A 19,393-nucleotide genomic window follows, 5' to 3' on the forward strand; every position below is an offset into this window, starting at 1 on the left:
TGTCGATGATCGACACCACGCCGCGACGGCTCGCTCCGGGACCGACCGCGCCGCATCGGATCCCGCTCAACGTCAAGTCCGTTCGTGGCAACGCTCCGGCGTTCTTCGAATCGCTGCGCCGCAAATTCGGTGACACGGTGCGCATGCCGGTCGGCATCTTCACCGTGACCTTCGCCTTCCACCCGGACGGCGTCAAACATGTGCTGCAGGAGAACAACGCCAACTACATTCGCGGCGTCGGATACAAGGCGTTCAAGATCTTCATGGGTAACGGCCTGCTGACCACCGACGGCGTCGATTGGCGCACCCGCCGGCGAACGGTCAATCCGCTGTTCCACCGCACCGCGATCGATTCGATGGTCACCACCATGGTGGACTCGACCAACGAGGTGATGCGGCGCTGGGAACAGCCGGGCGGCCGAGCCGGCGACATCATCCCCGAGATGATGCGAATCACCCTCGGCGCCCTGGGTGAAATCATGTTCGACACCGATCTCGAACTCGAGCAGGAACAGGTCGGCGTGGCGATGCGCGTCGCCATCGAGGCGATGGTGTACCGCGGCACGCTCCCGCAGTTGCTGCCCGCGTGGGTCCCGTTCCCGTCCCATCGGCGCACCGAACACGCGCGGGAAACCATGTACGCCATCGTCGGGCGCATCATCGAGGCGCACCGGACGGGCAGCCACGCCAATCGGCCGGATCTGGTGAACATGCTGCTGTCGGCGACCGATGACGCGGACCAGCCCACGTTCACCGACGACGATATCCGCGACGAGCTGATGACGATCTTCATGGCCGGTCACGAGACCACCGGCGCCGGATTGGCGTGGGCGCTGTACGAATTGGCGCACGCGCCCGATGTGCAGCGCAGGCTCTACGAGGAGACCGAGCGCGTGCTCGGCGGCCGCGACCCGGTGACGGCGGATCTGACGGATCTGGTCTACACCAAGCAGGTGACCGAGGAAGTGCTGCGGCTGCACCCGCCCATCTGGGTGTATCCGCGCCAGGCGGTGGCCGAGGACGAGGTGAACGGCTGGCACGTGCCCGCCGGTGAGTGCGTATTCATGAGTCCCTATGTCACCCAGCGACATCCGGACTTCTGGGTGACGCCGCTGCGCTTCGATCCCGATCGGTTCACCGAGGCGGCACAGCACGGCAGGCCGAAGTACGCGTACTTCCCGTTCGGTGGCGGGCAGCGCAAATGTGTCGGCGAGGCGATGGCCCTCACGCAGATGCACCTGACCCTGGCGATGATCGTCTCCCGGTTCGAGATCGAACCGGTCGCGAATACCAGCACGGATCTGGCGATCGCGGTGTCGCTGCGCCCGGTCGGCGGTATCGCGCTGCGGCTCGTGCCGAGGAAGTCATGACCACGCCCGCGCTCGAGCGCGCGACGGGCCTCGACTATCCCGACGACCGCACGGTGCTGCCCGTGCGCCGATTCGTCTGGCGGCCGAGGGAAGTGGCCGCGCTGCCGGACGACGTCAGTGACAAGCTGGCGGGCAGGCGCGTCGCGGTGATCGGTGGCGGCGCCGCGTCCGCGGCGAATGTGGTTACGGCGTTGGCCGCGGCCGGCGCACTGCCGGTGCGCCTCGACCCGGCGGCCGGTGACGACAGCGTCGCCGAGTTCTACGCCGCCGCCGGTGCGCTCGACGGCATCGTCGACTTGAATTACGAACGGCCGCTCGATATCGCGCGGCCGGATGGCTGGCAGCCGCACCTGCTGCAGACGGTCGCGTTGCTGCGGCACTGCTATGACGACTGGAGCACCGAGACCGACTGCGAGCGTCTGTTCTATGTCGCGCTCACCCGGCTGGACGGCAGGCACGGGTACTCCGGCTCGCGGATTGCCCAGCCGCTCGGTGGACTCTGGGCCGGCCTGGCGAAGAGCCTTCCCCGCGAATTCGACAACGTGAACATTCGCGTCCTGGACCTGCCGTCGGGCGCCGGTGCGGTGGACCCGGTCGATGCCGAGATGGCGGCGCTGCTGTGCCGAGAGCTGTACCGCTGGGGCTATTTCGAGATCGGGTATGCGGAGGGCGGGCGCTATACCCTCGTTCCGGAACAGGTCGACGTCCCGGATCCGGTGCTGGAGTTGGGATCCGGGGATGTGGTCGTCATGTCCGGCGGTGGCCGCGGCATCGGCTTGGCGCTCGCGCGCCGGTTGTGCCTGCGCTACGGCTGTCGATTGATCATCAGCGGCCGTAGCCCGGCCCCTGATCCGGACGACGAGCGAATCCTGTTCTCGGATAACGAATACAAGACCTACCGCGATCGCAGGCTCATCGAGGCCGCGAAGGCGGGCGCCCTGGCCGAGGTGCGCGCGGAACTCGCACGCGTGGAACAGAGTCGGGAACTGGCGGCCGAGCTGGCCGCGGCGCGCCGCGACGGGCTCGACATCACCTACCGGCGGTGCGATGTCGTCGATCCCGCGCAGGTGCGCGAGCTGCTGGCGGCGGCCGGGCCGCGACTGGCCGGCGTGGTGCACAACGCGGGGCTCGACGCACCGGTCCGGTTGCCCGCCAAGACTGCTGAGGTGGTCCGCGGCACGGTCGAGGTGAAGGTGACCGGGCTGTGCAACCTACTCGACGCTCTCGCCGAGCTGCCGCCGGTGCGATTCTTCAGCTCTGTCGGCTCGCTGTCCGGCCGCTGGGGCGGGATGGTGGGTCAGCTCGAATACGGTGCGGCCAATGACGCGCTCGCCCGGATCGGACTGTGGGCGGCCGCGCGGGCGGCGCAGTCCGGCCGCGCCGCGCGGGTGCCGGTGACCACCATGTGCTGGCCGACCTGGGAGCGGCTCGGCATCATCACCAATTACGAAGCGACGCTGGCCTATATGTCGGCTATGAAGGTCGACGACGGCCTCGATCACTGGGAACGGGAGCTGCTCGCCGACGATCCCGGTGAGCGAACCTTCATGGGCGAATCCGGCAAGGCGCTGCTGTTGCCCACGCTGCTGTGTGGCTATCCACCGAGCAGCGATGTCGCCGCCGTCGAGCAATGGGCCAACCGGTTGATACTGCTCGGCACGCCGATTCGTTTCGCGCGTGGCCGCGCGCTGGAGACCGAGATCGGCTTCGCCGCCGAGTACCTGCCCGCCTGCACCGATTTCCGGGTGGACGGCGCGCCTGCCATCCCGCTGAGCGTCCTGCTGGAATTCCTGCGCTCACTGGGGGATTGGGTGCAGCCGCACGGCGCGCCGCGGGCACTGTCGGCCATGCGGCAGGTGTGGATCGACCTCGCCGGGGTGCGGGCCGACGGTCGAGGAGCACACCTGCGCGCGAGTGCCGAGGGCGCGTGGACCGTGGATCGCACCTGGGTGGTGACTGTGCGGGTGACCCGGGGCGGCGCACTCGTCGCGCGCGGCGCGCTGTGCTACGGCACCGGTTCCGAAAACATTGTGGCCGAGAGGAATACGGAGCCCGCGCCGCGCGCCGGCGCACCGATCAGGGAGTTGCGCTGGAACGGCCAGGTGTTGCGAGTCGGCGCCTTGCCGACGGAAGCCGGCGGATCGGTGTGGGTGGAGGCCGACCGGCCGCGCGATCTCGTGTTCGCCGTACCGGCCCCCGCGCCGGAACTGCCGCTCAACCAGCTGGAGACGATGCTGCTCGCCGCGTATCGGCGCCAAGCGCCGGACCACGTGCGGCACTTGGACATCGCCGCGATAGACATCCTCGGACACGATCGCGCGACCTCGGGCCGGGTCGCGGGCGACGGCACGACTTTCGCCGCATATACCGAGGCCGGTCGGTTGCGGCTGGCCTTACATGGAACACGTTATGGGAGAGGGTGATTCGACTATGACCAGCATGCTCGAGTCGGCCGCGACCGACCGGGTCGAGGACCGTACCGGCCGATACTGCGTCATCGGCGCCGGCGCGTCGGGACTGACCGCGGCCAGGAACCTGCTCGAATACGGCTTCGAGGTCGACGTCATCGAGCGGTCCGCGGATGTCGGCGGCACGTGGAATGTGGAGTGCGCCACCAACAGTGCCTATCGGTCGCTGCACATGATCACCTCGAAGCCGTATATCCAGTTTCCGGACTTCCCGATTCCCGCGGACTATCCGACCTATCTGCCGCAGCACTACGCACAGCGGTATCTGCGTGCGTACGCGGAGCATTTCGGGGTAACGGCGCACATCGAGTTCGAGGCCGAGGTCGAGTCGGTGGATCGGTTCGACGGCGGCCCGGAGTGGATGGTGCGGGTGCGCGACGGCGCGGGTGTCGCGCAGCGCAGATACGGCGGGGTGGTCATCGCGAACGGTCACAATTGGCTGCCGAAGTATCCGCGGTATCCGGGCACATTCGACGGGCTGGTCCTGCACTCCGGGGAGTACAAGGCGCCGGATGTCCTGCGCGGCAAACGGGTTCTCGTCGTCGGGTCGGGGGTGTCGGCCTGCGATATCGCGGTGGAGAGCTCGCAGAACGCCGAGCGCACCCTGCTGAGCGTGCGGCGTGGCAACTACTTCTGGCCGAAGTTCATGTTCGGTATGCCCGCCGACGCGTTCTACGAATCCATCATGAAGCTGAACCTGCCGCGCACCGTGCGGCGCGCGTTCGGCTATCCGTTCCTGCGCATGAACATCGCGGGAAACCCGGTGAAATACGGTCTGCCACGGCCGGAGCACAAGATCTTCGACGAGCATTTCATCATCAACTCGACCCTGCTCTATCACCTCGGGCAGGGCGATATCGTGGTTCGCCCGGCGATCACCGAATTATGCGGGGACCGAGTGCGTTTCGCGGACGGGTCGGAGGAGGAGATCGATGTCGTCGTGTACGGCACCGGATTCCACAAGGCCGAATTCCCGTTCATCGACCGCAAACACCTGAACTTCGGTGACGGCCCGATTCCGCGGTTCCATCTACGCGCCTTTCATCCTGAGTACGACAACCTGTTCATGATCGGCTACTTCCAGACCTCGAGCGGCTATTGGCCGATAATGCACTATCAGGCCCAGATCATGGCCCGCTACCTGTACCTGCTGCGAACCGATCCACGGCGGGTCGCGGCCTTCCGCGACGCCAAGTCGGCGCCGATGTACGGGCAGCAGCTCAACGGCGGACTGCGGTTCTATCAGTCCGATCGCCATCTGGTGCAGGTCGAGCACTATTCATTCAGCAAGCGGTTGCGCAAGGTCGTATCGAGGCTCGCCGTCGATCCGCCGCACCGTGTGACGGTCTGAGGGGTATCCCATGTTCAGTGCAATCGGGCGATTCGTCGTGCGCAGGCCGCGGCAGGTGATCGTCGTCGCGTTGATATTCACCATTGCCGCAATGGCTTTCGGAGTGAGCACCATCACCAATCTGAAGCCCGGCGGATTCGTGCCGAAGGATGCGGAATCGCGGCGGGCCGCCGAATTCCTCACCGATCGGTTCGGGGCGGGCGAGGCCAATATGGTGCTCACACTGTCGAGCGCCCGCGGCGCCGACGCGCCGGAGGTGCGCATCGTCGCCGACGACATCACCGCGCGATTGCGGAGCGAGCCCGAGGTGAGCGCGATCAACTCCTACTGGGCGCTCCCGGCCGCGGCGGCCGCGCCGCTGCGCAGCGAGGACGGCAGGACCGCGCTGATCACGGCGCACGTCGCGGGCGGGGACAACGCGCCCAAGCGGGCGGCCGAACTCGCCGACGAATACAACGGTTCGGTGTCGGGCGTCGAGATCTCGGTCGGCGGTCCGGCGGTGGCGACCGGCCAGACCGATAATCAGGTCGCCGCCGATCTCATCGTCGCCGAGATGATCAGCGTGCCCATCACCGCGGTGCTGCTGATCATGATCTTCGGCAGCCTGATCGCGGCGCTGCTGCCGCTGATCGTCGGGGTGGTCGGCACCGCAACGACATTGGCGTTGCTCGGCGGGCTCGCCATGGTCACCGACGTGTCGGTCTTCGCGATGAATCTGACCACCGCGCTGGCCTTGGCGCTCGCCGTCGACTACTCCCTGTTCATCGTCAGCCGATACCGCGAGGAACTCGACAAGGGCGCCGAGGTGCAGGCGGCCGTGATCCGCACGGTGTCGACGGCCGGGCGCACCGTCGTGTACTCGGGTCTGACCGTTGCCCTTTCGATGACCGCGCTGCTGGTATTCCCGCAGTACTTCCTCAAGTCGTTCGCGTACGCGGGCGTCGCGGTGGTGTCGGCGGCCGTTGTCGCCTCGGTCGTGGTACTGCCCGCGGCGCTGGCCCTGCTCGGTCACCGGGTGAACATGTGGGATGTGCGGGCGTACGCGCGGCGGCGGTTGCGCGGCGAATCGGCAACCGCCCGGGCCCGAGTGCGACGCTCACGGTGGTTCCGGGCCGCCGCGTTCGCGATGCGGCATGCGGTGGCGACCACGTTGGTGGTTGTCGGCCTGCTGCTGTTCCTCGGCAGCACCTTCCTGTCGGTGCGGTTGGCCTCGGTCGACGACCGGATGCTCAACGACACCTCCGCGTCGAGCAGGCAGGTGGGCGAGCGGCTGCGCTCCGGATTCGCCGAGGACATGAGTTCGGTGGTGGTGGCGGCGCTGCCCGGATATCGCAGCGGCGTAGCGGGATTGGCGCAGTACGCCAGGGAGCTGTCCCAGGTTGACGGCGTCACCCGGGTGGTGAGCTCCGAAGGCGTTTTCGCCGGTGGTAACCGGGTTGGGCCGGGCAGGGCCGATATGTCGCGCGGGGACGACGCGTATCTGCTCATCGGCAGCGACACCGAACTGCACTCGGCGCCGAATGTGGCGCAGTTCGATCGGATCACCGGCATCGAGGCGCCGGCGCGGGTACTGTTCGCCGGCGCCGCCTCGGAGAATCGGGATATCCTCGCCGCGCTGCGCGGAAAGTTGCCGCTGGCGTTGACGCTGATCGCCGTCGCGACACTGATTCTGCTGTTCCTGTTCACCGGCAGCGTGGTGATACCGGTGAAGGCCCTTGTCATGAACATGCTTTCGCTGTCGGCGACCTTCGGGGCCATGGTGTGGATCTTCCAGGAGGGTCACCTCTCCGGCTTCCTCGGGTTCACGCCGACCGGATACCTGTTCCTGCCGATTCCGGTGCTGATGTTCTGCCTGGCGTTCGGCATGTCGATGGACTACGAGGTGTTCCTGCTCTCGCGGATCAGGGAGGAATGGCTGCGCGGCAATCGCTCTCATCGGGCGAACCTGCTCGCGATCGCCAACGGCCTGGATCGCACCGGCGGCATCATCACCGCCGTCGCCGCGGTGATGGCGGTCGTCTTCGCGGCGATGGTGACGGCGAACGTCGCGTTCATCCAGTTGCTCGGCTTCGGGCTCATGCTCGCGGTCCTGGTGGACGCGACCATCATTCGCGGCTTCCTGGTGCCCGCGGTGATGGCGATGTTCGGGCGGTGGAACTGGTGGGCGCCCCGCTCACTGGTCCGGCTGCACGACCGAATCGGCTTCAGCGAGAACTGATTCGGTTCACTCGGCCGTCAATACATATCCGCGTCCGCGGACGGTGCGCAGCAGCTGCGCACCGTCCGCGCCGAGCTTTCGCCGCATCGAGCAGACGAAAACCTCGACCAGATTGGTCTGATAGAAATTCGAACCCCAGACGGCGCCGAGTATTTGATTCTTGGACCTGGTCTGCCCCTGGTGCAACGCCAAATGGGCGAGAATCTTGAATTCGGTCGCCGTCAACGGGATCGGCGCGCCCGCCCTAGTGGCCTCCATCGCGGACATATCGATGACCAGATCGGCGACGGTGATCTTCGCATGGGTTCGCTTGGCCCGGCGCAGCAGTGAATCTATGCGCGCGCCGAGCTCTGCGACGGCGAACGGTTTGACGATGTAGTCGTCGGCGCCGGCCGTGAGGCCACGGACCCGCTCCTCGACCGCGCCGGTGCCGGACAGGATGACCGCGTGGGCGCCGGCATGGTGGCGTATCGCTTCGAGCAGGTCGCGGCCGCCCCACCGTGGTATTTCCGCATCGAATACGACGAGATCGGGGGAGAATATCGACAGATCCTGCTCGATGAGCTCACCGTGCTCCCGCGACAACACCACATGACCGCTGTCGACCAGATGATGCTCCAGCGATATCCGAATACTCTCGTCTTTCTCGACAAGCAGAATTCGAGACGACAATACCGTCACCAGTCACCCATCTGTCGGTCGTAGAGCCGAATACGGCTAAGCGATGATAACGCAAGGCCGCGAGCGTCCGGCATCTCGAAAACCCGGATTACGAGGTAGGCGTGGGACATTCGGCGATTTTGTCCGCCCGAGCCCCGTCCCGGTACCGCACTACCCGCACGGTCGTGGGGGGAGTCGCGGACAAACCAGGGCAGCCCGGGACAGCTTGTCGTCAGTCGATCCAGAGGCGGGGGTCGTTGGTGTCGACGAGGGTGCGGATTCGCGCTATCGCGTCGTCGGCCGGGAGGGACAGGCGGCGGCCGTCTCGGAGGCGAAGGGCGACAGTGCCGTTGGCCGCTTCGGCCTGGCCGATGATGACGTGGTATGGGACGAGGCGGTGGGTGCGGATGCGGGCGCCGAGGGTGCCGTCGTCCGCGCTGATCAGCTCGGTGCGCAGTCCGGCGGCTCGGCAGCGGTCACGCAGTTCCGCCGCGATGGGGTCCTCGGTGTCCGAGATCGGCAGGATGGCGATCTGGAGTGGGGAGAGCCAGGCGGGGAAGGCGCCGCCGTGCTGTTCGATCAGTTGGGCTACGGCGCGTTCGATGCTGCCGATGATGCTGCGGTGCACCATGACCGGGCGATGTTTGGCGCCGTCGGGGCCGATGTAGTGCAGGTCGAATTGTTCGGGCTGATGGAAGTCGACCTGGACGGTGGACAGGGTGGATTCGCGGCCCGCGTGGTCGGCCACTTGCACGTCGACCTTCGGGCCGTAGAACGCGGCCTCGCCCTCGACCGCCTCGTAGACCACCCCGGAGCGGTCGAGCATTTCGGCGAGCAGCTTGCTCGCGCGCTGCCACATCTGTGGCGCCGCAACGTATTTCCCGCCCGCGCCGGGCAGTGACAGCCGGTAGCGGGCCACGCTGATGCCCATGGCGTGGTAGGCGGAACGGATCATCGCCAGCGCGGCCGCGGCCTCGTCGGCGACCTGGTCCAGGGTGCAGAAGATATGGGCGTCGTTGAGCTGGATGGCGCGCACCCGCGCCAAACCGCCGACTACGCCGGACAATTCGGAGCGGTACATGCCGCCGAGTTCGGCCATGCGCAGCGGCAGTTCCCGGTAGCTGTGCGAGCGGGACCGGTAGATCACCGCGTGATGCGGGCACATGCTCGGCCGCAGCACCAGCTGCTCGTCGCCGACATCCATCGGCGGGTACATGTCGTCGCGGTAATGCGCCCAGTGCCCGGAGATCTCGTACAGCTCGCGCTTGGCGAGCACCGGCGAGTGCACATGCTGGTACCCGGCCCGCAGCTCGGCGGTGCGGATGTACTCCTGCAGGCTGTGGTGCACGATCGCGCCGTCGGGCAACCAGTACGGCAGCCCGGCGCCGATCAGCGGGTCGGTATCGAACAGGCCGAGTTCGCGGCCCAGTTTGCGGTGGTCGTACACGTGACTTTCCTCTCGGGAGAGGGCGAGTGACCACGCGAAAAAGCCCCGGGCACTCGCCCGGGGCTTGGCATCAGAGCATCGCTCAGCGCGCCGGGACGTAGTCCGGCGTCGTCGTGAACTGAGCGTGCTGCATGGCGAAAACGGTACACCCCGTGGGTGGGCCGGGCACAATCCGCCGGTCTTGCCCCCCGAATTGTTATGGCTCGCGAAGTACCGGGCGAGCCGGTTGGGTGATAGCGACAACCGATCACGATGAGGAGCTGTGCCTTGGAAGACCGTGCGACCGGGAACGACGAGCTGGCCGAGCGTCTGCGCGGACACCTGAGCATGCTCGCCGCCCAGGAGGTCGGTGTCGAGGACGATGTCTTCGAGCTCGGTCTGATCAACTCGCTGCGCGCGCTGGAGATCGTGCTGCACCTCGAGCAGGCCTACGGCATCGAGATCACCGTCGAGGACCTGGATCTCGCCAACTTCCGCTCCGCGGCCAGGCTCGCGCGGTTCGTCGAGGGCAAGCAGGCGGCCGGCGCATGCTGACCGGTGTCGAGGCACTGCTCGACCGGGCGCAGACCGAGGCCGCCGCGTGGGACCGGGACGGATTGCCCGGTGAGATCGTCGAATTCGCCGCGACATCGGGGTTGTTCGCCGCGGTCGCGGGGGCGGGTGCGCTCGATGCGCGCGAACTCGGTTCGCTCGCCGGGGAATTGGGCGCGCGATGCACCGGCCTGCGCTCCTTGCTGACCGTGACCGGAATGGTGAGCGCCGCCGTGAATCGCTGGGGGACAGCGGCACAGCGCGACGCCTGGCTGCCGAGGCTCGCCGCGGGTGCGCTCGTCGCCGGGTTCGCGGTGACCGAGCAGGACGCGGGCACCGATCTGACCGGCGTGCGCACCCGCTTCGACCGCGACGGCGGCGAATGGCGGATATCGGGCCGCAAGCTGTGGGTGACCTTCGGGCAGATCGCCGGTGCGCTACTGGTACTCGGCCGCACCGAGGGCGGCCTGGCCGCCGCGCTGGTGCCCACGAATGCGCGAGGTGTTCGAGTGGAGCCGGTGACCGATCCACTCGGCCTGCGCGGCAGCCTGCTGGCCAACATCGACTTCGACGCGGTCCGCGTCCCGGACGAAAACCTCATCGCACCAGCGGGTTTCGGGCTTTCGCACGTGGTGGCCACGGCGCTGGACCACGGCCGCTACACGGTGGCGTGGGGCTGTGTCGGCATGGCGCGCGCCTGCCTGTCGGATGCGGCCGCGCATGTGGCCCGGCGTCAGCAGAACGGCACCGCGCTGGCCGACCATCAGCTGGTGCGCGCGACGCTCGGCCGCGGCTGGGTCGAGGTGGAGAGCGCGCACGCCCTGTGCCTGCGCGCCGCCGACCTGCGCGCCCGTCGCGACAGCGGGTCGGTGCTCGCGACCATCGGCGCGAAGTACGCCGCCGCCGGGGCGGCGGCGCGGGTCGGCCACGATGCCGTGCAGCTGCTCGGCGCCGCGGGCTGCGCACCGGACGCCCGTGCGGGCCGGTTCTTCCGTGACGCCAAGGTCATGGAGATCATCGAGGGCCCGGCGGCCGTCGCCGAACTGCATCTCGGCGATCACGTGCTTGCCGCGACGAACCGGGCCGCGCGATGACGGGGGTACGCCTAGGTCCGGTCGCGACTTGGTTTCCGGACGGCAACGCGCTCGTTGCGGAGCTGCCCGAGCTCGCGACGCTGGACGAAGCCCGGCGCAAACACGCACTGGCGCTGGGCATTCAGCGTGTGCCCACCGCCGACGGCATCGGTGCGATCGATATGGCGCACCGCGCCGCGACCGAGGCGTTGCGCCAGGCCGGGCTCGACGCGGCCGATCTCGATGCCCTGCTGCTGGTGCAGGGGCGCGCGCCCGAGTACCTGCTCGCCTCGGAGGCGACCGCGTTGCAGTTCCGGCTCGGCGCGGACAAGGCGTTCACCGCGGGCGTCGGCGAACTCGGCTGCGTATCGATCGCGGCGGCGGTGGAAATCGGTGCGGCGCTGCTGCGTTCGGGCGGTCGATATCGCAACGTGCTCGTCGTCGCCGCGGCGACGACGCCGACCCCGGCGCGCTACCGGCCGCCGATGACCGTGCTCGGCGACGGCGCGGCCGCCGTGCTGCTCACCACCTCCGGACCCGGGACCTATGAGCTCGTCGACCACATCGTGCGCAGCAATGGGCGTTACGCCGATCTGTACCGGATCGACTACCGCGACGTGCCCACCGCGGACTGGGTGGAGCAGTGCGCGGACGAGGCGACGTACTCGTTCCGGCTCGCGGTCGAGAGCAGGCAGCGGTTCACCGAGATCAACGCGGAAATATTGGCGCGCAACAACTTACGCAGCACCGATGTGGCGGCCTATCTGATGCAGAACCTGAGCGCGGGCGCGATCGAGTTCTGGCAGCAGGCATTGGACGTGACCATCGATCCCGCCTGCGGCCGAAATCTGGCCCGCTACGGCCATCTCGGCCCGATCGATGTGCTGGTGAACGCTCAGGACGGCGCGGCGGCGCGTGCGCCCGGTGAGTATTCGATCGTGATGAATTCCGGACCGGTGGCCGCGTGGAGCAGTTGGCTGCTGCGCCGTCTACCGGATCCGGCGGGGGCGCAGGAGGTGCGGTGGACGTGGTGACGGTGAAATGCCTGGTCTGGGACCTGGACGACACCCTGTGGGACGGAACGGTTTCCGAGCGCGACGGCGCGGCGCCGAAACCGGCCGCACTGCGCGCGCTCGAAGCGCTCGACGGCCGTGGCATTCTGCACGCGGTCGCGAGCCGAGGGGAACCGGAGCTGGCGCTCGCGCATCTGCGCGCGCACGGTGTCGAGGACATGTTCTCCGCGATCGAGGTGGGTTGGGGGCCGAAATCCGAAGCGGTGCGGCGCATCGCCGCCGAACTCGGCATCGGCCTCGACACCGTCGCGTTCATCGACAACGATCCGGTGGAGCGGGCCGAGGTGGCCGCCGCGCATCCGCGGGTGCGCTGCTATCCGGCCGAACAGCTCGACACACTGCTCGATCTCGCGGAATTGAACCCGGCGGTGATCACCGCCGACGCGACGCAGCGCCGATCCCGCTACCGCGCCGAACGCGCGCGGCGCGACGATCTGCGCGAATTCGCGGGTACCGACCAGGAATTCCTCGCCTCGCTCGGCTTGATCATGACGGTGCGGCGAGCGGGCGAGGACGATCTGGCGCGCGCCAACGAGCTGACCGTGCGCACGCATCAGCTCAATACCACCGGCGTCACCTTCGACCTGGACGAGCTGCGCGCGCTGACGGTGTCCGACCGGCACGAGGTGCTGGTCGCCGAGCTGTCCGACCGGTTCGGCTCCTACGGCACCATCGGGCTGGCGGTGTCGGAGACGCGCGGCGATGACGCGGTGCTGCGCCTGCTGCTGATGTCGTGCCGGGTGCTCTCGCGCGGCGTCGGCACGGTACTGATCCGGCACATGATCGAGCGCGCCACCGCGGCGGGGCGGCGGATGGTCGCCGAATTCGTGCCGACCGAGGTGAACCGGGTGATGCTGGTGACGCTGCGGTTCGCCGGATTCGAGGTGATCGAGCCGGGCGAACAGCGAATGCTGCTCGCCTACAACGAGTCACGTGGGATGACCGGACCGGCGAACAACCACGTCGAGCTGCGGGTCGCCGACGAGGCGAGCCGATGAATGCTGTCGCGCGTGCGGGCGTACTGCCCGATCTGCTCGAACGTTTCGCCGACGCGCGCGACCGCGACGCGGTCGTCGTCGGCGATCATCGCCTGACCTTCGGTGAGTTGGACACCGCCACAGCGGCATTGGCGGCGCGGCTGAGCGGCGCCGGTCTCGGTCCCGGCCGCGTCGCTGTCATCCGGCTGCGGCAGAGCACCGACACCATGGTGGCGATGATCGCCGCGCTGCGCGCCGGCGGCGCCTGGTGCGTAATCGAGCCGGACTATCCGGACGCGTGGCTGCGCACGCTGCTGCGCGATATCGACTGCGGCGCAATCCTGTACGACGGCGCGACGGAAAGCGAGCTCGGTGCGGCGACGGCCGCGCTCGCACCGCCCGATCGAGTGCCGCCGGTGCTGGACATCCGCGCGGTGGACGGCCGCACCGGCCCGGTGGCGGATCGAGCGCCGGAACAGGCGCCCGCGTACGTGATCACCACCTCGGGATCCACCGGTACGCCGAAGGCGGTGGTGGTGAGCCGGGGCAACCTGGCGAATCTGGCCGCGTCGCGGAACTACCCGGTGCCCGAGGCGCTGATCACCTGCTCGGCGCTGCGGTTCACCTGGGACGGCGCCCTGATCCAATCGATCTGGACCCTGTGCCTGGGCGGCGCCGTCGTGCTGCCCGACCATCGCGGGCTGTCGGATCCGGAGGCGGTGGCCCGGTTGGTCCGCGACCGCCGGTGCAGCCATCTGTACGCGACACCCTCGTTCTATCGGCTACTGCTGCCGTATCTGGCCGGTGCGGAGGAGCATCTCGGCACGGTCGCGCTGGCCGGTGAGGTGCTGGCACCCGACCTCGCCCACCGCCATCGCGAGATGCTGCCCGGTGTCACGCTGATCAACGAGTACGGTCCGACCGAGGCGACCGGAACCGTTCTGGCCCACGAGATTTCCGGTGAGATCGGTGCCGTGGTGCCCCTCGGTGTTCCGCTCGGCCGGTCGGCGGCCTATCTACTCACCGATCGGCTCTCGGCCGCCGCGGACGGTGAACACGCCGATCTCGTGCTCGGCGGTCCACAGGTGGCCGACGGGTACGCGGGCAGGCCGGGGGATACCGCGGCTCGTTTCGTCGCGGATCCCTGCGGCGCCGGTGCCCGCATGTACCGCACCGGTGACCATGCGTCCCGGGATGCCAACGGCGACATCGTGTTCCACGGCCGGGCCGACGGTCAGGTGAAGGTGCGCGGCGCCAGGGTCGAATGCGACGCGGTGGCCGGGGTGCTGCGCGGGCATCCCGGACTTCGCGACGCGATCGCGTTCACGCTGCCCGACCGCGCGGGCGATCAGTTGCTCGCCGCCTGCTGGGTGGCCGACGACGCGGTGCTCGTGCCGCCCACAACCGCGGAGCTCATCGCCCATTGCCGTACGCACCTGCCCGCCTATTCGATTCCCGAACGCCTGCGACGGCTCGACTCGCTGCCGCTCGCACCGAGCGGGAAGGTCGACATCGCCGCGGTGCGCGCCGCGATGCGGGCCGTCACGGCGCGCGAGCGGGATCAGCGCCGCGCGCGCTGGCTCCCCGCACAGCGCGAGGTGGCCGAGATCTGGGACGAGGTACTCGAACACGACGATTTCGATCTCGACGATCCCTTCCTCGCCATCGGCGGAAATTCGTGGCGGGTCGTCGAACTGCACATCCGGCTGGAGCGCCGGTGGCCGGGCGCACTACGGGTCGGGCAGCTGTTCGACGAGGTGACGGTGCGCGCACAGGCCGAGATCGTTTCCCACGCACCGGAACTCGCGCCGACAGTGCCCGAACGGCCGGTCGTCTTCGAGCTGTGAGTCACCGGATTCCCACGGGTACAGAAAGAATCGACATGGAACGTGAGGATCGCGATATCGCGATCGTTGGTATCGGCGTGCGCTTTCCGGATGCCGAGGATCTGACGCAATTCCGCGCCAATCTGTGGGCCGGGCGCGACTCGATCGCGCCGATGTCCGAGCCGCGGGCGCAGCGGACCGGCGTGGATCCGCGTGCCGCGCGCCGACCGGCGGGCTACCTGGACGACGTCTCCACGTTCGACCACGAGTTCTTCGGCCTGTCCAAACACGAAGCGTCGCTGACCGATCCACAGCAGCGGCTGGCGCTCGTGGTGGCCGAGCGCGCGATCGCCGAGGCGGGCTACGCACCGTCGGTCCTGCGCGCGGTCGACACGGCGGTGGTTTTCGCGTCGTCGCCCGCGCCGCTGTACGGCGCCGCCGCCGGTGCGCACCCGCTCGGCATGCTCGGCAGCGCCGGATTCGGCGCGGCCGCGCGCATCGCCCACCTGCTCGGCCTGACCGGCCCGTGCTACGCGGTCGACAGCGGCTGCAACGCGGGTTTGCTCGCCGTCCATCACGCGTGCCGCGAATTGCGGCTCGGTACCGCGGAGTACGCGCTGGCGGGCGGCGTCAGCGTGCGTGCCTTCGGGATCGGCGCCGGTGAGGAGGCCGGTTTCGACGAGCTGGTCTCGGGCGACGGGCGGGTGCGCGCGTTCGATATCGCCGCCGACGGCACTGTTGTCGGCGAGGGCGGCGCCGCCGTGCTGCTGACCACGGTCGAGCGCGCCATCGCCGACGGCGCCCCGATCCACGCGGTGCTGCGCGGCAGCGCCACCGTGCACAACGGGCGCGCGGCCGCCACGATCAGCGCGCCGTCGGCGCGGGCGCAGGCCAAGGTGATCGCGGCGGCCTGGCGCGATGCCGGGCTGCCGCTGGAATCCGCCGGATATCTGGAGGCGCACGGCTCGGGCACGAGGCTCGGCGACGCCGTCGAGCTGGAGGCGATCGCGGCGACCTTCACCGGCCGCGCAGGCGCACCGCTGGCGATCGGCTCGGTGAAGACGAATATCGGGCACCTCGACCACGCCGCCGGAATCGCCGGCCTGGTGAAGGCGGTGCTCGCGGTGGAGCACGGTGAGCTGTATCCCTCGCTGCACTTCGAAAGGCCCACCGGCGGTATGGATCTCGCGGCCGCCGGGATCGAGGTGCTGACCGGTCCGCGGCACTGGCCGCAGCGGTACGCGGTGCGCAGGGCGGGGGTGAGCTCGTTCAGCCTCGGCGGCATGAACGCGCACTGCGTGGTGGAACAGCCACCGCGACAGCGGTCTTGGGCATCGACGTGGCCGGGGCGGACCCGGATGATCGGCGTCTCCGCGCGCACCGACGAGGCGCTGGCCCGGCTGTGCACCGAGCTGGCAGGCGCGCTGCGCGGCAGCGACCTCGCGCTCGACGATGTCGTGCGGACGCTGAACGACGGACGAGACCACCATGCGCGGCGTATCGCGCTGACCGTCACCGGCGTCGACGACCTCGCCGACCAGCTGACGGCGCGCAGCACGGCGATCCCCGCACCGGCATCGGGACGCATTCCCAAGGTCGTACTGCTGTTGTCGCCGGATGCCGAGGTGTCCGGCGGCGTCGCGCTGCCACCGGAGCTGCCCGCGCACGGTGCGGTGGCCGAACTGCTCGGGGCCCAGCTCGCCTTCCACGACGAGCTGCGCATGCACGGCGTCGGCATCGCGGCGGTGCTCGGTGCGGGCGTATCCCGGTACCTGGCTCGTCATCTCGCCGGCGCAGGGGAGCAGGTGGGCGCGGACGAGCTGGCGGCGGCCGCCGCCGACCACACCTTCGACGCCGACCGGTTGATCGCGGTCGCCAAGGAGTTGCTGGCGGACGGGCCGGTGCTCTTCGCGGAGACGCTGCCCGGCGGCAGCCTCGGCGCGCTGCTCGCGACCGTGCTCGCCGATGACGAGGACGCCGAAATCATTTGTCCACCCACCGTTTGCAACGGCCCGGCCGAGGTACTCGCGCGGCTGTACGAGCACGGCGCCGACCTGAATTTCGCGCTGGCCGGCCTGGAATCGGGTCGGCGAGTACGGCTGCCGGGGCATCCCCTGTCCGGTGCGCACTGCTGGGTGGACATCACCTGGCAGCATTCCGACTCCGCACCCGCGGCGGCGGTCGTAGCGAACATCGACGACCCGGTCGAATGGCTGCGCACCACGGTGGGCAGCCTGGTCGACGTCGATCGCGAGATCGCCTCGGACGACGACTTCTTCGCGCTCGGCGGCAATTCGATCCTGGCGCTGCAACTGCTCGACCGGATCACCGCCGCCTTCGGCGTGCGCCCGAAACTCATCGACGTCTACGAATATCCGACCATCGCGGAATTCGCCGCCTTCCTGACCACCGGCACGATCGCGCCGACCACTGGCCTGCCGCCGATCGTGCCGCAGGACGAGTGGGTGATCTCGTTCGGCCAGGCGCGCATGTGGTTCCACCATCAGCTCGATCCGGACACCACCCTGTACAACCTGCCGATCGTGATCCGGCTGGCGGGTGCGGTCGAGGTGGACGCGATCCGCGGCACCTTCGCCGATCTCGCACAGCGCCACGAGGTCGTGCGCTCGAACTTCGTCGACGCCGACGGTGTTCCCGCGCTGCGTATCCGGCCCGATCTCGGTGACTTCTTCCGCTTCGCCGACGTCAGCACCACGCCCGAACCCATCGCGGCCGCACGCGACTTGGTGGCCGAGGCGGGGCGGGTACGCTTCGATCTCGCGACGGATCCACTGCTGCGTGTGCTGCTGATCCGGCTCAGTGCCGACGAGCACGTCCTGCAGATCACCATGCATCACTCGGTGAACGACGGCGGCACACCACAGATCGTGCGCCACGAGCTCCCCGAGCTGTATCGCGCGCGAATGGAAGGCCGCGAGCCGAACCTGGCCCCGCTACCGGTGCAATATCGCGACTACGCGCGGTGGCAGCGGGATCTGCTGGCGGGCAACGCACTCGACGGCGAACTGCGCTACTGGATCGACCGGCTCACCGGCGCGCCCCGGCTGGACCTGCCGCTGGACAAGGTGCGCCCGCCGCGCAAGACCTTCGCGGGCGCGCTGCACATCTTCGAGATCTCCGTCGACGACCTCGCGGCGCTGCGGCTGCTGTGCCAGCGCGAATCCGTCTCGATATTCGTCGTCCTGCTCTCGGCGTTCCACCTGATGCTCGCGCGCTACAGCGGCCGATCCGACATCGTGATCGGCACGCCGACCACGGGCCGCAATCGTCCCGAATTGGCCGGGCTCATCGGCTATTTCAACAGCACGGTGGCCTTGCGCGTGGATATCGACGGTGCACCGGGCGTCGGTGAATGGTTGCGCAGCGTGCGTTCGGTGGTCCTCGACGCCCTGGAGCACCAGGAGATTCCGTTCGACCACGTGGTGCAGGCGCTCGGCGGTGAACGTGACCTGAGCCGTACGCCGATCTTCGATGTCTGCCAGATCCACCAGGAACTGCCCGCGGGCAACCGCGATGCCGAGGCGGTGACCGACTTCTTCGATCAGCACCGCACGGTGGCGAACCTGTTTCCCGGGATGCCGCTGGGCACCGCGAAATTCGACCTGACGCTGCTGACCATAGATCACGGCGACCGCTCCGTCATGGACGCGTGCATCGAGTACAGCACCGATTTGTTCGTCGAGGCGACGGTGGCCGATATGGCGCGTGCGTACCTGCGGATCCTGCGCGAGCTGGCCGACGCCGATCCCGCTCGCCCGATCCATGAGATCCTCGCGCCCGCAGTGGATTCGCCGCGGCTCGACTATCGGGCGCTGCTGGTGCCCGCCGACCGGCCGCGCCCGGCCGAGCCGCGCTATACCGCCGCCCGCGTCCGCCGCGACGCCGTGTGGTCGGCGACGAGCGATCTCGATGCGATCGTGCTCGCGGCGTGGGCCATGGTGCTCGGCTGGTACAGCGGCGAGGACGAGATCGATATCGATGTCGCGGTGACCGGCGGCTACCACCCGGTGCGTGTCGACCTCACCGACGATCCCACCCCGCGCGAGTTGTTCGCTCGGACAGGGCAACTCACTCGGGACGGTGCGGCGGCGCGTCTGCCGGTCCGCTACCTCGGCGGCCACGCCGCCGCATCGAGCGACGGGACAACGGCCGAACTGGCGCTGTCGGTGGACGCGTCGGATTCGCACGTAGCGCTGCGACTCGACTATGCGACAGAGCTTTTCGACGAGCCGACGGCGCACACCCTGCTCGCCGACCTACATCGGATGCTGGACGGGGTACTGCGCGAACCGGATCGCCCGGTCGCCGACGTCGCGCAGGACGCCATCGCCCGCGATATCGCCGAGCTCGAACAGAGCGCGGCGCAATGACCACGGAG

At 68.8% G+C, this 19,393-nt stretch carries 12 protein-coding genes; 10 read left to right on the plus strand and 2 right to left on the minus strand.

The genetic code is table 11. The features are described 5' to 3' along the window. Positions 1–5 precede the first annotated feature (5 nt). Genes ACIG5A_RS27245 through ACIG5A_RS27260 form a run of 4 tightly spaced genes read left to right on the plus strand, consistent with a single transcriptional unit; the run spans position 6 to position 7,407 of the window. Positions 6–1,370 carry a cytochrome P450 gene (locus ACIG5A_RS27245; protein ID WP_397244920.1) on the plus strand — a complete coding sequence of 455 codons (1,365 nt, stop codon included), beginning with the start codon at positions 6–8 and terminating at the stop codon, positions 1,368–1,370. Then, the gene (locus ACIG5A_RS27250) at positions 1,367–3,793 is read left to right on the plus strand and encodes a KR domain-containing protein (protein WP_397244922.1); all 2,427 of its coding nucleotides are present in this window, start codon (positions 1,367–1,369) and stop codon (positions 3,791–3,793) included. The genes ACIG5A_RS27245 and ACIG5A_RS27250 overlap by 4 nt, the downstream gene beginning before the upstream one ends. Positions 3,794–3,800: 7 nt before the next feature. Further along, positions 3,801–5,189, plus strand: coding sequence for a flavin-containing monooxygenase (locus tag ACIG5A_RS27255; RefSeq protein WP_397244924.1), 1,389 nt, complete (start codon positions 3,801–3,803; stop codon positions 5,187–5,189). 10 nt (positions 5,190–5,199) lie between these two features. After that, entirely contained in the window at positions 5,200–7,407 is a 2,208-nt protein-coding gene (locus ACIG5A_RS27260; RefSeq protein ID WP_397244926.1) for an MMPL family transporter, read from the plus strand. A 6-nt stretch (positions 7,408–7,413) separates the two neighbouring features. Here the strand turns inward: ACIG5A_RS27260 and ACIG5A_RS27265 are convergent, their stop codons facing one another. Beyond that, positions 7,414–8,088 (minus strand): response regulator transcription factor, encoded by a 675-nt coding sequence (locus ACIG5A_RS27265; protein WP_397244928.1) that lies wholly within the window; start codon positions 8,086–8,088, stop codon positions 7,414–7,416. A gap of 211 nt (positions 8,089–8,299) precedes the next feature. Further along, positions 8,300–9,835 (minus strand): threonine--tRNA ligase, encoded by a 1,536-nt coding sequence (gene thrS / locus ACIG5A_RS27270; protein WP_397244930.1) that lies wholly within the window; start codon positions 9,833–9,835, stop codon positions 8,300–8,302. Between thrS and ACIG5A_RS27275 the strand changes: the two genes are divergently transcribed. Genes ACIG5A_RS27275 through ACIG5A_RS27300 form a run of 6 tightly spaced genes read left to right on the plus strand, consistent with a single transcriptional unit; the run spans position 9,782 to position 19,385 of the window. Then, on the plus strand, positions 9,782–10,048 hold the full coding sequence (locus ACIG5A_RS27275) for an acyl carrier protein (protein WP_397244932.1): 267 nt from the start codon (positions 9,782–9,784) through the stop codon (positions 10,046–10,048). The two genes, thrS and ACIG5A_RS27275, sit on opposite strands and share 54 nt — an antisense overlap. Next, positions 10,042–11,139 (plus strand): acyl-CoA dehydrogenase family protein, encoded by a 1,098-nt coding sequence (locus ACIG5A_RS27280; RefSeq protein WP_397244934.1) that lies wholly within the window; start codon positions 10,042–10,044, stop codon positions 11,137–11,139. Before ACIG5A_RS27275 ends, ACIG5A_RS27280 begins: the two co-directional genes overlap by 7 nt. Further along, a complete protein-coding gene (locus tag ACIG5A_RS27285) occupies positions 11,136–12,152 on the plus strand; it encodes a 3-oxoacyl-ACP synthase (RefSeq protein WP_397244936.1) in 1,017 nt (338 codons plus the stop codon). The genes ACIG5A_RS27280 and ACIG5A_RS27285 overlap by 4 nt, the downstream gene beginning before the upstream one ends. Beyond that, the gene (locus ACIG5A_RS27290; protein WP_397244938.1) at positions 12,140–13,189 is read left to right on the plus strand and encodes an HAD-IIIC family phosphatase; all 1,050 of its coding nucleotides are present in this window, start codon (positions 12,140–12,142) and stop codon (positions 13,187–13,189) included. The genes ACIG5A_RS27285 and ACIG5A_RS27290 overlap by 13 nt, the downstream gene beginning before the upstream one ends. Beyond that, positions 13,186–15,015 carry an amino acid adenylation domain-containing protein gene (locus tag ACIG5A_RS27295; RefSeq protein ID WP_397244940.1) on the plus strand — a complete coding sequence of 610 codons (1,830 nt, stop codon included), beginning with the start codon at positions 13,186–13,188 and terminating at the stop codon, positions 15,013–15,015. The genes ACIG5A_RS27290 and ACIG5A_RS27295 overlap by 4 nt, the downstream gene beginning before the upstream one ends. 35 nt (positions 15,016–15,050) lie before the next feature. After that, entirely contained in the window at positions 15,051–19,385 is a 4,335-nt protein-coding gene (locus ACIG5A_RS27300) for a condensation domain-containing protein (RefSeq protein ID WP_397244942.1), read from the plus strand. Positions 19,386–19,393 lie beyond the last annotated feature (8 nt).

This window comes from Nocardia sp. NPDC052566, from assembly GCF_044547285.1.
Classification (GTDB): Bacteria; Actinomycetota; Actinomycetes; order Mycobacteriales; family Mycobacteriaceae; genus Nocardia.